The organism is Thermoanaerobacter sp. RKWS2, from assembly GCF_026240795.1.
In the GTDB taxonomy this organism is placed as follows: domain Bacteria; phylum Bacillota; class Thermoanaerobacteria; order Thermoanaerobacterales; family Thermoanaerobacteraceae; genus Thermoanaerobacter; species Thermoanaerobacter ethanolicus.
Map to the genome: position 1 here is coordinate 75,928 of NZ_CP110888.1, position 16,573 is coordinate 92,500.

A 16,573-nucleotide genomic window follows, 5' to 3' on the forward strand; every position below is an offset into this window, starting at 1 on the left:
TAAACAAACTAAGAAGGGGGCGTGATATGATGAGCGTATTGGGGAGAAATGTAGCATTTTTGAGCACTTATCCACCAAGAGAATGTGGCATTGCTACTTTTACTCAAGATTTAGTTAATGAAATAAAAAAGATAAAACTTATTAATTTTGCAGGAGTAATTGCAATAAACGATAATAAAACTTACGAATACGATAGTGATGTTAAATATCAGTTACAACAATTTGTAAGAGAAGATTATGTAAGATTAGCCCGTGAATTAAATGAATCTGACATAGATTTGCTCATTATAGAACATGAATACGGAATATTTGGAGGAGAAAGTGGAGAGTACTTATTAGATTTGGTAGACAATTTAAATATACCCTTTGTTTTGACAGTCCACACAGTATTATCAAATCCAAATGAAAAACAACTTATGATACTTAAAGAATTAGGTAAAAAAAGTGTTAAAGTAGTTACAATGGCTAAAAATACTATACCACTTCTTGAAAAGATATGTCACATACCTTCTAATAAAATCACTGTCATTCCTCACGGTGTGCCCAATCTTCCAGTATTACCCAAAGAAACATTGAAAGAAAGATATGGATTTAAAGGCAGAAGAATAATAAGCACTTTTGGTCTTATAAATCCGGGCAAAGGAATAGAGTATGGCATAGAAGCAATAAGTATTGTGGCTAAAAAATACAAAGATGTATTATACCTAATTTTAGGACAAACCCATCCAAACATAAAGAGAGAATTTGGGGAAGAGTATAGGGAGAAACTTCAAAAACTAGTCCATGACCTTGGAGTAGAAGATAATATAAAATTTGTGGACAAATATCTTACGAAGAAAGAGATTTTGGAGTATTTGAAGATGTCAGATATATATATGACTCCATACTTAAACAAAGAACAAGCTGTAAGCGGTACTTTAGCATATGCAGCAGGTTTAGGGAAAGTGATTATTTCCACTCCTTATATGTACGCTGAAGAAATTTTAGGAGAAGGAAGAGGATTGCTTGCTAATTTCCGTGATGCAAAGTCTTTAGCTAAACATATTGAGTATATATTTGAAAACCCTGAGAAAAGGCTGCAGATAGAGTCAGAAATTAAAAAATTAGGGAATACAATGATGTGGAATAACGTTGCTTACAGATATGTCATAATGATTTTGTCTGTATTGGACATTAAATCAAGGGAGGAAGTTGTGATATAGAGGAAGGGGGAATTGAAATAATGAAACTAGCAACTAAGTTTCAGCATCTTTTCAAGCTAACGGACGATACAGGCATTTTACAGCATTCCCTTTACTCTATTCCTGATTTGACAAAAGGTTACACTACTGATGACAATTCAAGGGCTCTCATTGCTGCTTCAATGCTATATGAAGTTTACAAAGATGAAAAATACCTTGATCTTTTAAAGAGATACCTTTCTTTCTTGATTTATGCCCAAAACGGCAAAGGATATTTTAGAAATTTTATGAACTACAATAGAGAATTTATTGAAGAAGTTGGCTCAGAAGATTGTTTTGGCAGAACTTTATGGGCATTAGGATATTTATTAAATACTAATTTGTCTAATGGTTATCAAAGTGTTGCTGTGACATTAATCAAAAAAGCTTTGCCCAATGTAGCAAATTTAAATTCTCTTCGCGGTAACGCTTATTTGTTAATAGGATTAAGCCTTTTATACAGTTCTGATGTTACTGAATTTAACAAAGAGAAGATAAAAAATTTGATAACTTCTATTTCAAAAAAAATAGTTCAAAAATATAGGGAAAACAAAGATGAAGAGTGGAAATGGTTTGAAAATATAATTACTTACAGCAATGCCGTACTTCCTTGGGCTCTTCTTAGGTCATACACTATTACAAGAGATGAAGAAGTCTTAGATGTTGCAAAAGAGAGCATGGAATTTTTAGAGAAAGTAACTTTTAGAAGTGGGTATTTTAAGCCGATAGGTTGTAAAGGTTGGTACAAAAAAGGAGATGAAAAACCTGCAGAATTTGATGAACAACCAATAGAGGCTTGTGAGACTGCTCTTATGTATACAGAAGCTTATAAAATTTTTAAAGAAGAAAAGTACAGAGAAAAAGCTATAAAATGTTACAAATGGTTTTTGGGAGAAAATTCAAAGAATGAAAGCTTAATAGATGAGGAGACAGGGGGTTGTTACGACGGTATAACTAAAGAGGGAGTAAATTTAAATGAAGGAGCAGAAAGCTTGATTTCACTGATTATAACTGACATGGTGGTGAATCACACAGAAACTGTATTTAAGTAGTTTTTCCTTTTCCTTTCAAAAATTTTTATAAAAATTGAAAAGGGTGATGCCATATGAAAATTGGTGTGCTTTGGAGGAAATTCAGGAATGTCGAATTTCAGAGGAAATTGACACCAGACAAAGTATATGACGATGCCTATGATGAAGCATACCATCATTATATGGCCATAAAAGAAGCTGGATTTGATTCAGTCCTCATAGAATGGAAGGAAGATCCATTAGAAACTTATGAAACTATAAAAAAAGAAAAGGTGGATTTAATTTTTAATGCCTCAAGTATGAAAGAAGTAGCATTTTTAGAAGTATTCAACATACCATATGTTGGATCTGGATTGGACGTAGTAGCAACTGATAAGAGAATGAGGAAGGACATTGTGGCTTCTCACGGTTTGCCTACGCCTAAATATGTAATTGCACAAAATCCTCAAGAAATTCCTTCTGTAGACCATCTTAAATTTCCTCTATTTGCAAAACCTATAAGTGGAAGAGGAAGTGCAGGTATAGATGAAGAAAATATAATTTATGATAAGGACAAACTTCCACAAGTAGTGAGCAAAATAACCGATAAAATAGGACAAGCAGCTTTAATTGAAGAATTTATTGAAGGAAAAGAAGTGACCGTTGGAATAATTGGATATAAACACCCACAAGTATTGCCTTTATTGGAAGTAGGATATAATAACGTTAAAACTAATACTTATGAACATAAAATGTTTGACAATGAGATAATAAAATGCCCTATGGAAGTATCAAAGGAAGTGGAAGAAAAGATTAAAGAGACGGCTTTAAATATTTATAAGGTTTTAAATGCAAAGGATTTTGCGAGAATTGATATGATTCTAAGCAAAGATAATGTTCCTTATTTCTTAGAATTGAATACATTTGCGGGACTTACAATGTCAAGTAGCAAAGGTGAAAAACATGTTCATCACGGATACATGGGTTATATGGCAAAAGCGGCAGGTTTAACAAGAGGAGAATTTATTAGGAAGATTATAGAAAGTGCTATAGAAAGGTATAAGTTAAAATAATTTATGCAACCCATTTATTTGATTTTTATAAAACTTTTAAGTTATACTATTTATGATAAGGTAAACCTCTTTGCTTTTTTAATTTTAATCATGAGGTTACCTTATCTTCTTTTATAATTAAAAATTGGAGGGTTAACTATGGATTTTAATGGGAAAGTAGTGATAGTGACAGGAGGAGGACAAGGAATAGGGCGGTGTATTGCGCGAACTTTTGCTGAAAAAGGAGCAAAAGTAGTTATAGCTGATATTGACGATGAAGCTGGCATAGAAAATGAAGAATATATAAAATCTAAAGGTGGAGACTCACTTTTTGTACATACAGATGTTTCTTTAGAGGAAGATGTTAAAAACATGGTAGATAAGACGATAAAAGCATACGGCAAGATCGATATTTTGATAAACAATGCAGGTATTGGAGCAGGAGGGACGATTTACACAAGGCCTATGGAGGAATGGGATAGAGTCATAAATGTGAACTTAAGAGGAACATATATGTGTTCAAAATATGTTGCTCCTCACATGAGAGACAATGGCGGAGGAGTCATAATAAATATAGCGTCTACAAGGGCATTTATGTCTGAACCTCATACAGAACCTTATTCTGCTTCAAAAGGTGGTATTATAGCCTTAACCCACTCTCTTGCAATAAGTTTAAGTTATGATAAAATAAGGGTGAATTCTATAAGTCCCGGATGGATAGAAGTATCTGAATGGAAGAAAAGTAGAGAAGCTAAAAAGCCCCAATTGACAGAAGAGGACCATTTGCAGCATCCTGCAGGACGGGTAGGTAAGCCAGAGGACGTAGCAAATGCATGTTTATTTTTATGTTCGGAAGAAGCTTCTTTTATTACAGGAGCGAATCTCATTGTGGATGGCGGAATGACAGTTAAAATGATATATGTTTAATTTCTTAAAAAGGGAATGAAGGAGAATGAATAAGACAAAAGAAAAGATTTTTAAAGCGGCGATAAAGACCTTTTCAAAAAGTGGATTTTACAAAACCACAATGGAAGAAATAGCGGAAAATGCTGGAGTAGCAAAAGGGACCTTGTATTATCATTTTAAAAGCAAAGATGACATATTGGAGTTTTTAATTGATGAAGGTATAAAGATTTTGAAACAAGAGGCAATAGAAGAGATAGGCAAGCTAAATAATGCTGTAGAAAAACTACGGAAAATCATCTTTGTACAGACTAATTTTTTGTACAGAAATCACGACTTTATAATAGTTTTGCTAAGCCAAATATGGGGTCATGGGGAAGTTCCTCGCAAATTCAGGGAGAAATTGTATACTTATCTTGAGCTAATAGAAAATATTATTAGAGAAGGCAAGGAACAAAAACTCATTGCTGATTGCGATGAAAAGATAGTAGCAGCAGCTTTTTTTGGCATGATAAGTTCAATTTTGGCTTTGAAAGTAGTAGAAGATAGTGACGAGAAATTTAATCCACAAGATATAACAGATAGTGTATTTAATTTTGCATTAAAAGGGCTTCAACTTCAAGGATAATATACACCTCAAAGGAGGTGTTTTTTATTTTTAAAATCAAAGGTACTTTTTTATTGACACATTGAGAAGAGGAGAATATAATAATAACTGTACTGACTGGTCAGTCTAAAAATCGATGAAGGGAGGAGAAACATTGAAAGCATTTAAAGTTGCAGCAAAAGAAATAGAAAAAATAATTAAAAGCAGGTTTATAAGGGTTGCAGTTATTGTTGTTGCCTTTATGCCTTTACTTTACAGCTTTCTATACTTATACGCTTTTTGGGACCCTTATTCTAAGTTAGATAAACTCCCTGTTGCAGTTGTCAATGAAGACAAAGGCGGAATATACGATGGCAAACAAGAGAACTTTGGAAATGAAGTTGTACAAAAGTTAAAAGACAACAAAGAATTCAAATGGGATTTTGTAGATTATAAAGATGCTATTGATGGACTCAAAGGGAGTAAATATTATTTTATTATTAGAATTCCGCAGGATTTTACACAAAATCTTATAAGTGTTGATTCTCCTACTCCGAAAAAAGCTTCTATTGAGTATATAACCAATGATAAGAAAAATTTCCTTGCAACACAGATTGGCAATAAAGCTATAGAAAGTTTACAAACCCAAATAGAAAATTCTATAAGAAAAGGGTATATTGATTCTATTTTTAAAAGTGTTGATGAATTAGGCAGTGGTTTAAAAGAAGCCTCAGAGGCAGAGAATAAACTCGCAACAGGTACCTTAGAGTTGTATAATGGTGCACAAAAATTAAATAGTAGTATGAATACAGCTTTAGATGTAAGCAAACAAATAAAAGATGGTGCTTTAAGCTTAAATAATGGTATCAGTCAAGCGTTAAATGGTTCTACAGCTTTATACAATGGAGCAAATCTCCTTTCACAAAAATTTTCTGATGCAAGCAATACAGAAGCCTTATTAAATGGAATGAATTCATTACAAAATGGAATAACAGGAATTAATCAAGGATTAAATGATGCTTCTAATAGTGCCATTAAACTAAAAGATGGAATCAATTCTCTTGTCAATGGATACAATCAAGTAGGGCAAAATGTTTCTTCTTTTGCTGGCAGTATTTCACAACTGAAAAGTGGCTTGAGCCAAATTTCTACAGCTTTAGATAGTGCGCAGGTTGCTTTGAAAGATTATATTGCAAAACATCCTGAAGCAAGTAGCGACCCTGAACTACAAAAAGCACTTATTGCGATTGCACAATCTAATGCAGGGATTAATAGCATGAGTCAAAACTTAAATAGCGGTTTGACCCAAGTTCAGCAATTAAACACTGTTCTCGCACAATTGCAGCAGGCTTCCAATACAATTAATAATGGTATGGATTCTTTAGCATCAGGTCTTTCATATATGTCTCAAGCGTCAAGCCAACTTGTAGACGGTTCAAATAAATTGTACAGTGGCGTAGCACAGCTTAGTGTAGGCATAAATACAGCAGGAGAAAAATTAAAAGAAATTTCAAATGGCTTATACAGTCTCAATAATGGGATAAAAAGTTTAAGTGATGGATCCTCAAAATTATATAATGGTGCTAATTCTCTATATAATGGTATGGCACTTCTTAAAGATGGAACTAGGCAATTTGCAGATGGAGCAAAAAGTTTATATGATAATCAGAGGCTTTTAGCACGAAAATTAAGTGATGCAGCTGAGAAAATAGATTCATCAGGAATTACAACGGCTAAAAAGGATATGATTAATGAACCTATAATACTTGATACTAGAAGGCTTTATCCTGTTAAAAATTATGGAATTGGTTTTGCACCATATTTTATACCTCTATCCTTGTGGGTAGGCTCATTAATACTTTTCTTCTTGATAGATATTTTTGATAAAGAAAAATACGAAGGAATGAACAATGTCTCTATACAATTAGGAAAATTTATGTCTTTAGCATTAGTAGGCATATTGCAATCTGTGGTATCAAGTTTTGTGCTTGTAGAAGGACTAAAATTAGATGTGCGTAATTTATTGTACTATTACCTGATAAATGCTGTGATGTCTCTTACCTTTATCGCTATAATTCAGCTTTTTGTGATGCTCTTTGGCATTGCAGGTAAATTCTTTGCAGTAGTATTATTAATGCTTCAACTTACCTCCTCAGGAGGAACTTTCCCAATGGAACTTTTACCCAAGTTTTTCAACGTAATAAATCCTTATCTGCCTATGACTTATGGAGTTGCAGGCCTTAGGGAAGCAATATCTGGGAACAATATTAGCGCAATACTGCACAATATCTCTATAATTGCAGGATTTGGAGCGCTGTTCTTACTGTTTACAATACTTTTAGCAGAAAAAGCGGATAAAATGGAGATAACACAAAGGTTAAAGCAGATATAATTTATAGGGCTGCTTTATAGTAGCCCTATAAATTTACATATAGTGTATGTATTAACAACATATTGACAACGAAAAAACTATAATTTATAATAGACATGAGGGAAAACGATTGCGCAAAAATTTGCACAAGGAAATGTGTACATAAACACATTTATCTTTTTGTAACCTGTGAAAGCGATTGCCCAAAAGAAACGGAGGTGGGATTGCAAATTAGTTTTTTAAAAAATATTTAAGGAAATATATAGCGAAAAGGGGGATTATAGGTGTTTAAGATGAGAGCTTTAGGATTTTTGCTGGCTTTTCTTTTAGTTTTTACAGTAGTATTTGGCTCAATGCCTATAGAATTTGCAAAGGCTGAGACAGATACAGCGCCAGCGATAGCCAATGTTGTTGGCAATTTTCAATCCAAACTTGGAGATTCTGACTGGAATATAAACAGTGACAAAACGATAATGACATATAAAGGTAATGGCTTTTATGAATTTACTACCCCAGTTGCGTTACCTGCAGGTGATTATGAGTATAAAGTTGCTCTTAATCATTCATGGGAAGGTGGAGGAGTTCCTTCACAAGGTAATTTAAGCTTTCATCTTGATTCAGATTCTGTAGTGACTTTTTATTACAATTACAACACTTCAAGTATTACCGATTCCACACAATATACACCAATTCCCGAAGACAAGCTTCCAAGACTTGTAGGGACTATACAGCCTGCAATAGGAGCAGGTGATGATTGGAAACCTGAAACATCGACTGCTATAATGAGAGACTATAAGTTTAATAATGTTTACGAATACACTGCAAATGTTCTAAAAGGGAATTATGAGTTTAAAGTGACTTTAGGGCCCTCATGGGATATAAATTATGGCTTAAATGGTGAACAAAATGGGCCAAATATTCCTTTGAATGTAGCCTATGATACTAAGATTACATTTTACTATGATTCGGTTTCACATAATATATGGACAGATTATAATCCACCTCTTACAGGACCTGATAATAACATATATTATGACGATTTAAGACATGACACCCATGACCCATTCTTCCGCTCGCCTTTCGGTGCAATAAAAACGGGAGATACTGTGACATTAAGAATACAAGCAAAAAATCATGACATTGAGTCAGCTAAAATTTCTTATTGGGATGATATTAAAAAAACAAGAATAGAAGTCCCTATGTACAGAATTGGTCAAAGTCCTGACGGGAAATATGAATACTGGGAAGTTAAGTTAAGCTTTGACCATCCCACAAGAATTTGGTATTACTTTATACTTAAAGACGGGACAAAAACTGCTTATTACGGAGATAACGATGAACAATTAGGTGGCGTAGGTAAAGCCACAGATACAGTAAATAAGGACTTTGAACTTACTGTCTACGATAAAAACTTAGACACCCCTGATTGGATGAAAGGGTCAGTAATGTATCAAATATTCCCTGATAGGTTCTTTAATGGGGATTCTTCAAATGACTATTTAAAGAAATACAGCAGAGGTTTTGATCCTGTTGAATATCATAGCAACTGGTACGAACTTCCAGATAATCCGAATGATAAAAATAAACCAGGATATACAGGGGATGGCATATGGTCAAATGACTTCTTTGGCGGTGATTTACAAGGTATAGATGATAAATTGGATTATTTAAAAAGCCTTGGAATATCAGTCATTTATCTCAATCCAATTTTTCAATCACCTTCTAATCACAGGTACGATACAACCGATTACACAAAAATAGACGAACTATTAGGAGATTTATCTACCTTTAAGAAGCTCATGGAGGATGCCCATGCAAAAGGGATTAAGGTAATACTTGATGGCGTCTTCAATCATACAAGTGATGACAGCATTTATTTTGATAGATATGGTAAATACTTAAACACGGGAGTTTTAGGTGCTTATCAAGCATGGAAACAGGGAGATCAGTCAAAGTCTCCATATGGTGACTGGTATGAGATAAAGCCTGACGGTACCTATGAAGGATGGTGGGGATTTGACAGTTTACCTGTGATAAGGCAGATAAACGGCAGTGAATATAATGTCAAAAGTTGGGCGGATTTTATTATAAATAATCCTAATGCAATATCTAAGTATTGGTTAAATCCTGATGGGGACAAAAATGTAGGTGCAGATGGTTGGAGATTAGATGTTGCGAATGAAGTTGCTCACGATTTTTGGATTCATTTTAGAGGTGCAATTAATACTGTGAAACCGAATGCTCCGATGGTTGCAGAAAACTGGAATGACGCTTCACTGGATCTGCTTGGAGATTCTTTTAACTCTGTTATGAATTATCTCTTTAGAAATGCAGTAATTGACTTTATATTGGATAAATCATTTGATGACGGAAATGTGGTGCACAATCCTATAGATGCAGCAAAACTCGACCAAAGGCTTATGAGCATATATGAGAGATATCCTCTTCCAGTGTTTTATTCTACTATGAATCTTTTAGGTTCTCATGACACCATGAGGATATTGACAGTATTTGGATACAACTCTGCGGATGAAAATCAAAATTCTCAAGCAGCAAAAGACCTTGCGGTTAAAAGACTTAAACTTGCTGCAATACTGCAAATGGGTTATCCAGGCATGCCTTCTATTTATTACGGAGATGAAGCAGGACAATCTGGAGGAAAAGACCCGGACAACAGAAGGACATTCCCTTGGGGAAGAGAAGATACTGATTTGCAAACTTTTTTCAAGAAAGTTGTAAATATAAGAAATGACAATCAAGTTTTGAAAACAGGAGACCTTGAGACACTTTATGCAAATGGCGATGTTTATGCCTTTGGAAGAAGAATCATAAATGGAAAAGATACTTTTGGGAAATCGTATCCTGACAGTGTAGCTATTGTCGTAATAAATAAAGGTGACGCAAAACAGGTTTCTATAGATACCACTAAATTTATAAGAGATGGAGTTGCTTTTACAGATGCCTTAAGTGGCAAGACATACACGGTTCAGGATGGTAAAATTGTTGTAGAAGTTGGATCAATGGATGGGGCAATACTCATTTCAGATCCAGAGCAAAATTTGACAGCACCTCAGCCAATAACAGACCTTAAAGCAGTCTCAGGGAATGGCAAAGTAGACCTTTCCTGGAGTGTAGTAGATAAAGCAGTAAGCTATAATATTTACCGTTCTACAGTTAAAGGTGGGTTATATGAAAAAATAGCTTCAAATGTTACGCAAATTACCTATACTGATACAGAGGTTACCAATGGTCTAAAGTATGTGTATGCTGTAACCGCTGTAGATAATGATGGAAATGAGAGTGCTTTAAGCAATGAAGTTGAGGCATATCCAGCATTTCCTATTGGCTGGGCGGGAAATATGAATCAAGTAAATACACATGTAATAGGTGTAAATAATCCAGTTGAAGTGTATGCTGAAGTGTGGGCTCAAGGGCTTACAGATAAACCTGGCCAAGGAGAAAATATGATTGCCCAGTTAGGATATAGGTATATTGGAGATACTGTAGGAGATGCAGTTTACAATGCCGTGTACAATAAGGTAGAAGGTGTTGAAATAAGTAAGGACTGGACATGGGTTGATGCACAATATGTAGGTGATTCTGGAAATAATGATAAATACATGGCTAAATTTGTACCTGATATGGTAGGCACATGGGAATACATTATGAGATTTTCTTCTAACCAAGGCCATGATTGGACGTATACAAAAGGACCAGATGGGAAAACAGATGAAGCAAAACAGTTTACTGTCGTGCCATCAAATGATGTAGAAACACCTACAGCTCCAGTCTTACAACAACCAGGAATTGAATCCTCAAGAGTTACACTTAATTGGAGTCCGTCAGCTGATGATGTTGCTATTTACGGCTACGAAATCTATAAGTCTTCAAGTGAAACAGGACCATTTATAAAGATTGCAACTGTGTCTGACAGTGTGTATAACTACGTAGATACAGATGTAGTAAATGGCAATGTGTATTATTATAAAGTTGTGGCAGTTGATACCTCCTATAATAGGACAGCATCAAATACAGTAAAAGCGACACCTGATATAATACCTATAAAAGTGACATTTAATGTCACAATACCAGATTATACTCCTGATGATGGTGTAAATATTGCTGGAAACTTCCCGGATGCTTTCTGGAATCCAAATGCTAATCAAATGACAAAAGCTGGTTCTAACACCTATAGTATTACACTTACTTTAAATGAGGGTACACAAATTGAATATAAATATGCAAGGGGGAGCTGGGATAAAGTAGAAAAAGGTGAATACGGCAATGAGATTGACAACAGAAAAATAACTGTTGTCAATCAGGGTTCAAATACAATGGTTGTAAATGATACAGTGCAAAGATGGAGAGATGTGCCAATATATATCTATTCTCCAAAAGACAAGACTATTGTTGATGCAAATACGAGTGAAATAGAGATTAAAGGCAATACTTACAAAGGTGCGAAAGTAACTATAAATGATGAATCTTTTGTGCAACAAGAAAATGGAGTATTTACAAAAGTAGTTCCCTTGGAATATGGTGTAAATACTATCAAAATACATGTAGAGCCCAGTGGCGACAAGAATAATGAACTTACAAAAGATATAACAATAACTGTTACAAGAGAGAAGCCCGGCCAGGAGACAGAACCTACTCCTACTCCACCAACAGAAACAGCAAAGCCAACTCAAGAAGTATCACAAGGCAAAATAGTTGTAGAAAATAACACAACAACACTTACAATAGACGAAAACAAAGTAGCAAAAGACATAAAAGACACTTCAAAGAAAGAAATACAATTTGACTTAACAAATATAGGAACTACACCTCAAAAAGCATTAGAAATACCTGTAACTGTACTTAATTTAATAGCAGAGAACAACAAAAACGTAGTAGTAAAATCAGACGAAGTAGCTCTTCAATTTGATGCAAAAACTTTGGGAGTATCACAAGAAGCAATTGACCTCATAAACAAAGCAGGAACAATAAAACTTAACATACACAACAAAGGCAAAAAGGAAGCATCATCTTTCGAGCCAATAACAAGCGCCTACGACATAACAATAAAAGCAGGAGACAAAGACATAAAAATAGGGTCACCAGTAAAAATGACATTTAACATAAAAGGTGCAAAAGACATAAGAAAAGTAGGAGTATACTACTTAAACGAGAAGACAAATCAATGGGAATACGTAGGAGGAAAAGTTGACAAAGGAACAAACACAATAACCTTTGAAGCCAAACACTTCTCAACCTATGAAGTCTTTGAATACAACAAAGAATTCAAAGACGTAACAAAAGACAATTGGGCATATGACGTAGTAAATGTCCTTGCATCAAGGCACATAATAAAAGGAGTAGACAGTGAAACATTTGTACCGAACGCAAAAATAACAAGAGCAGAATTTGCAGCATTAATGATAAGGGCATTAGGAATAGAAGAAGAGCCGTACCAAGGAGAATTCAATGACGTAAAAGAAGGAGCATGGTATGCTAACGCAATAGAAGCAGCATACAAAGCAGGGATAATGTTAGGAGACGGCAAGAATATGAGGCCGGATGACCCAATAACAAGAGAAGAGATGACAGCAGTAATAATGAGGGTATACGGAAAGCTTGCAGAGTACAAAGAGGACAGTATAGGGAATACCACTTTCAGTGATAACAACAAGATAAGCGAATGGGCAAAGAATGTAGTAGCGAATGCAGTAAAACTTGGAATAGTAAGAGGATATGAAGATAACACTTACAAGCCAAAAGACAACGCTACAAGAGCAGAGGCAGCAGCTATGCTTTACAGAATTTTAGAGAAAACAGGAAATATATAAATGAGAAAAATGCGCCCATTGGGCGCATTTTTCTCATTAGTCAGTTTTTACCCATGTGCGGCAGAAGGTACACACGGGAGAAACAGAAGGAAAACCACATACCTCACAATTTATTTTTGGAGGACGGGCAGAAGTACCAGCAAATAGATGGGCATATTTTGTGTAGTTTTTATAAAAAGACCTTTTAATTCCTGGGGAATTTTCCTCTAACATATCTAAGGCTTCTTGATATCTTGTATATTTTGCTTCTCTTGAATAAGGACATACTGCGGTTACAGGTTTTATATTGTGAAGTTTTGCAAAAGCAATTATCTCTTCTTCTGCTTGGAAAGCGAGAGGTTTAATTTTTCGAGCAAATCCCGGTTCTTCAGGGAGTACAGGAGTTCCCTTTGATAAATGATGAAGGTCCCATCGGAATAGATTTGCTAAAAGCAACTTAGCCATGTCGTCTAATGTATGACCTGTTGCTAGTGCATCAGCTTTTACAGATAAAGTGTATTCATTCATAAGATGCCTTTTAGTGACTCCACATAGAGCACATATCCTGTCTTGGTGTTTAGCTACATCCGGGATACCTTTTCGAAATTTTTCTTTTAAGCTTACTATTTCTAAAGGAATATCATTTTCTTTGCAAAAGTTTTCCACAACTTCTCTAGATCGAGAAGAGAAGTTGTTTTCTTCTATTCCTAGATCTATAAAAAAGCCCAGCACTTCATAACCTAATCTTTTTAAGACAAAAGTAGTGACTAAGGAATCTTTTCCTCCTGAGATTGCAACGACTACGCGCCCTTTCGGAGGCAGCATTTTATATTTTTCAATAGTTTTGGCAACTTGTCTCATAAAAAAAGCATCCAAATGTTCTTCGCAAAAGGCGGAATTATGAGCGGGGAATTTTACAATTGCTGGTTTACGGCATACAGTACATTTCAATGGCATAACCCTCCTTTACTTAATAAATTTAGGTCTTTGCAGAATCCCAAAATCCTTATGGATTAAGGGATTCTGCTATATATTTTCAAAGGAATTCCTCCACTTTCGTCGAATTTATATAAAAGACCAAATCACGAAAAGAAAGGGAGGAAATCCTATGAAAATCAAAGCTAAACAACTTTCTCTCTCCGATATTTACGATGATGTTCAATCCTTCTTTGAAGAAGATAAACCCAAGTTTATTAAACTCTTTGATTCCTTTATTGATTTATCTGAACTTATTCCACCTTCTTTTTACGCCCATTATTATTCTCACTTCGGGCGTCATAGGGATTTTTCTCTTGAATCTATGCTCACTGCTTTGATTATCCAAAAAATTCTCTCTATCCCTACTGTTCAACTCCTTGTCCATGTTCTTAAGCTATCTAAAGAATTAAGAGAGCTTTGTGGCTTTAAAAGAGTCCCTCATCCTTCTCAATTCTCTAGATTTAAATCCATTTTCCTCAAAGATTTGGAGAATTTCTTCAATAATCTTGTTAATTTAACTGAGCCTATTTGTCAGGCTATTAATCCTTCCATTTCTAATATCCTCATCGCTGATACTACTGGCTTTGAACCTTATGTCAGAGAAAATAATCCTAAGTTCTTTGATTCCCTTTATAGAAATATTAAAAAGTTCTCAAAATCTAATCCTGATTTTGATGCCCACTCTTATGCTTGTTCTAAAATGCCTAAGTTCGCTCACTCTAATCCTGATGCTAAATTCTCTTATATTAATGGCCATTATTGTTACTCTATCAAAGCTACCATCCTCACTAATGGCTTAGGCATTATTCAGCATATTAGTTTCTATGACGATGATTCTTTAGATGTCAATACTGCTAAATCTGCTGCCGAGTCTAAAGATTTGTACGATTCTAAAACTTTAATCCCTTCTCTTAAGGAATTCTTTAATTTACATCCTAATTTCTCTTATAGATACTTCTTAGGTGACGCTGGGTTTGATTCTTTTGATAATTACAAATACTTGTTCTCAGAGCATGGCATAATCCCTATTATCCCTATTAACCCTCGAAATTCTAAAAACTTACCTCAGCCTACTTTTAACTCTGATGGTATCCCTACCTGCCCCCGTGACCCTTCTCTTAAAATGTCCTATGATGGCATCGTCCGGGAAAAAGGTAGAACTACCAGAATTAAATGGCTTTGCCCTATGTCCAAAAAAGTTAGACTAAACGGTAAAACTACTTATATCCTTCAATGTGATAACCCCTGTACCTCTTCTAAATGCGGCAGAATATTCTATACTACCCTTGATATTGATTTTAGAAAAAACACTGTTGTCCCTCGTAACTCTAAAAAGTGGTCCAAACTTTATGAAAAACGCCCTATTATTGAAAAATCTATTTCTCTTTTAAAAAGTTCTATCGCTGTTGATAGCTTTAAACTCATAAATACCAGGTCAATCAAAGCTGATGTTTTTCTTGGGGCTATCACTCAACATATTGGTTTAATTATTACTGCAAAACTTGGTACTTTTGAACATCCTTTATCTTTGAAAAAACTTTTGGCTTGATAACTTGTTCTTATGGTTTGATTCGTTTGTCACCTTTTTACATTAAAAAGGTGTGTTAGGTATTGTCTTTTTTGAATTTGTATCTTTATTCCATTTCTCTTTTCCCCTCTTGAGCGTACCTTTAAAATGTAATTTCTTTATTTTGTTCCTTGTAATGTAACTTTTTTACTCTAATATTTATCTCATTTTGCAATCACCTATTAATAAATTGTGTACTACAATCAAAGCTATACCTTAAATTATAAAAAATTTAAAAAGAAATAGCAAAAACGCTATTACTTCAACAAGTTTTCCTTAAAAAATTTCTAAAAAAATAGTATTATATACTTGTGAAGAACTTAAGAGGGAGTGAAAAATTTTGAAAGTGATAGAAGCAAAGAAAATTACTGAAATAGTAAAATTGCTTTGTATTGAAGCTAATTATGAATTACCTCAAGATATATTTGAAAGTTTAAAAGAAAGAATAAAAGAGGAAACAAGTCCTTTGGGTAGAGAAATTTTAAAAGATATAGTTGCAAATGCTGAAATAGCGAAAACGCAAAGAATGCCTATATGTCAAGATACAGGAATAGTGGTAGTTTTTGTAGAGATAGGACAAGAAGTACATATAGTTAATGGCAATTTAGAAGAAGCGATAAATGAAGGTGTAAGACTGGGGTATGAAGAGGGGTATTTGAGAAAATCTGTTGTAAAAAGCCCTATTTTGCGAATAAATACTGGTGACAACACTCCTGCGATAATACATTATCATATCTGTGAAGGGAATAGATTTTCAATAACTGTAATGCCTAAAGGTGCAGGAAGTGAAAATATGAGTGCTTTAAAAATGCTAAAGCCTTCTGACGGAGTGGAAGGGATTAAAAATTTTGTTATTGAAACAGTTGAAAAAGCAGGTCCTAATGCTTGCCCTCCCTCGATCGTGGGAATAGGAATTGGAGGGGATTTTGAACTTGCTCCTTATCTTGCTAAAAAGGCGTTATTGAGGAAAGTGGGAGAAAGAAATACTGACGAAGTGATAGCTCAATTAGAAGAGGAATTACTGCAAGAAATAAATACATTAGGTGTTGGTCCGCAAGGGTTGGGAGGAAGTACTACCG

General features: G+C 34.5%; 10 protein-coding genes (1 of these 10 cut by a window edge). 9 read left to right on the top strand and 1 reads right to left on the bottom strand.

From position 1 onward, the window contains the following. Positions 1 to 26: 26 nt before the first annotated feature. From OEI98_RS00415 to OEI98_RS00445, 7 genes are all read left to right on the top strand, one after another. Positions 27 to 1,202, top strand: a complete 1,176-nt coding sequence (locus tag OEI98_RS00415; protein WP_266038877.1) for a glycosyltransferase family 4 protein — start codon at positions 27 to 29, stop codon at positions 1,200 to 1,202. Positions 1,203 to 1,222: 20 nt separating this feature from the next. Next, positions 1,223 to 2,272: a beta-L-arabinofuranosidase domain-containing protein gene (locus OEI98_RS00420; protein WP_003871337.1), complete on the top strand. Its 1,050-nt coding sequence runs from the start codon at positions 1,223 to 1,225 to the stop codon at positions 2,270 to 2,272. A gap of 53 nt (positions 2,273 to 2,325) precedes the next feature. Continuing rightward, the gene (locus OEI98_RS00425; RefSeq protein WP_003871336.1) at positions 2,326 to 3,303 is read left to right on the top strand and encodes a D-alanine--D-alanine ligase family protein; all 978 of its coding nucleotides are present in this window, start codon (positions 2,326 to 2,328) and stop codon (positions 3,301 to 3,303) included. 138 nt (positions 3,304 to 3,441) lie between these two features. Further along, complete coding sequence (locus tag OEI98_RS00430; RefSeq protein WP_003871335.1) at positions 3,442 to 4,209, top strand: SDR family oxidoreductase; 768 nt, start codon at positions 3,442 to 3,444, stop codon at positions 4,207 to 4,209. A gap of 25 nt (positions 4,210 to 4,234) precedes the next feature. Further along, on the top strand, positions 4,235 to 4,813 hold the full coding sequence (locus OEI98_RS00435) for a TetR/AcrR family transcriptional regulator (protein ID WP_003871334.1): 579 nt from the start codon (positions 4,235 to 4,237) through the stop codon (positions 4,811 to 4,813). A 133-nt stretch (positions 4,814 to 4,946) separates the two neighbouring features. Continuing rightward, positions 4,947 to 7,163 (top strand): YhgE/Pip domain-containing protein, encoded by a 2,217-nt coding sequence (locus tag OEI98_RS00440; RefSeq protein ID WP_266038882.1) that lies wholly within the window; start codon positions 4,947 to 4,949, stop codon positions 7,161 to 7,163. A gap of 263 nt (positions 7,164 to 7,426) precedes the next feature. Beyond that, entirely contained in the window at positions 7,427 to 12,970 is a 5,544-nt protein-coding gene (locus tag OEI98_RS00445; RefSeq protein WP_266038884.1) for an alpha amylase N-terminal ig-like domain-containing protein, read from the top strand. A 36-nt stretch (positions 12,971 to 13,006) separates the two neighbouring features. Here the strand turns inward: OEI98_RS00445 and OEI98_RS00450 are convergent, their stop codons facing one another. Continuing rightward, positions 13,007 to 13,900, bottom strand: coding sequence for an ATP-binding protein (locus OEI98_RS00450; protein WP_003871271.1), 894 nt, complete (start codon positions 13,898 to 13,900; stop codon positions 13,007 to 13,009). 157 nt (positions 13,901 to 14,057) lie between these two features. On the opposite strand from OEI98_RS00450, the gene OEI98_RS00455 reads away from it, so the two are divergent. Together OEI98_RS00455 and OEI98_RS00460 are read left to right on the top strand one after the other, a co-directional pair. Next, complete coding sequence (locus tag OEI98_RS00455; protein WP_266037959.1) at positions 14,058 to 15,476, top strand: transposase; 1,419 nt, start codon at positions 14,058 to 14,060, stop codon at positions 15,474 to 15,476. A 358-nt stretch (positions 15,477 to 15,834) separates the two neighbouring features. After that, on the top strand, positions 15,835 to 16,573 hold the 5' portion of the coding sequence (locus OEI98_RS00460) for a fumarate hydratase (protein WP_003871272.1). Its footprint extends 104 nt past the window's final position; only the first 739 of its 843 coding nucleotides appear in the window; its start codon is at positions 15,835 to 15,837; the stop codon falls past the right edge of the window.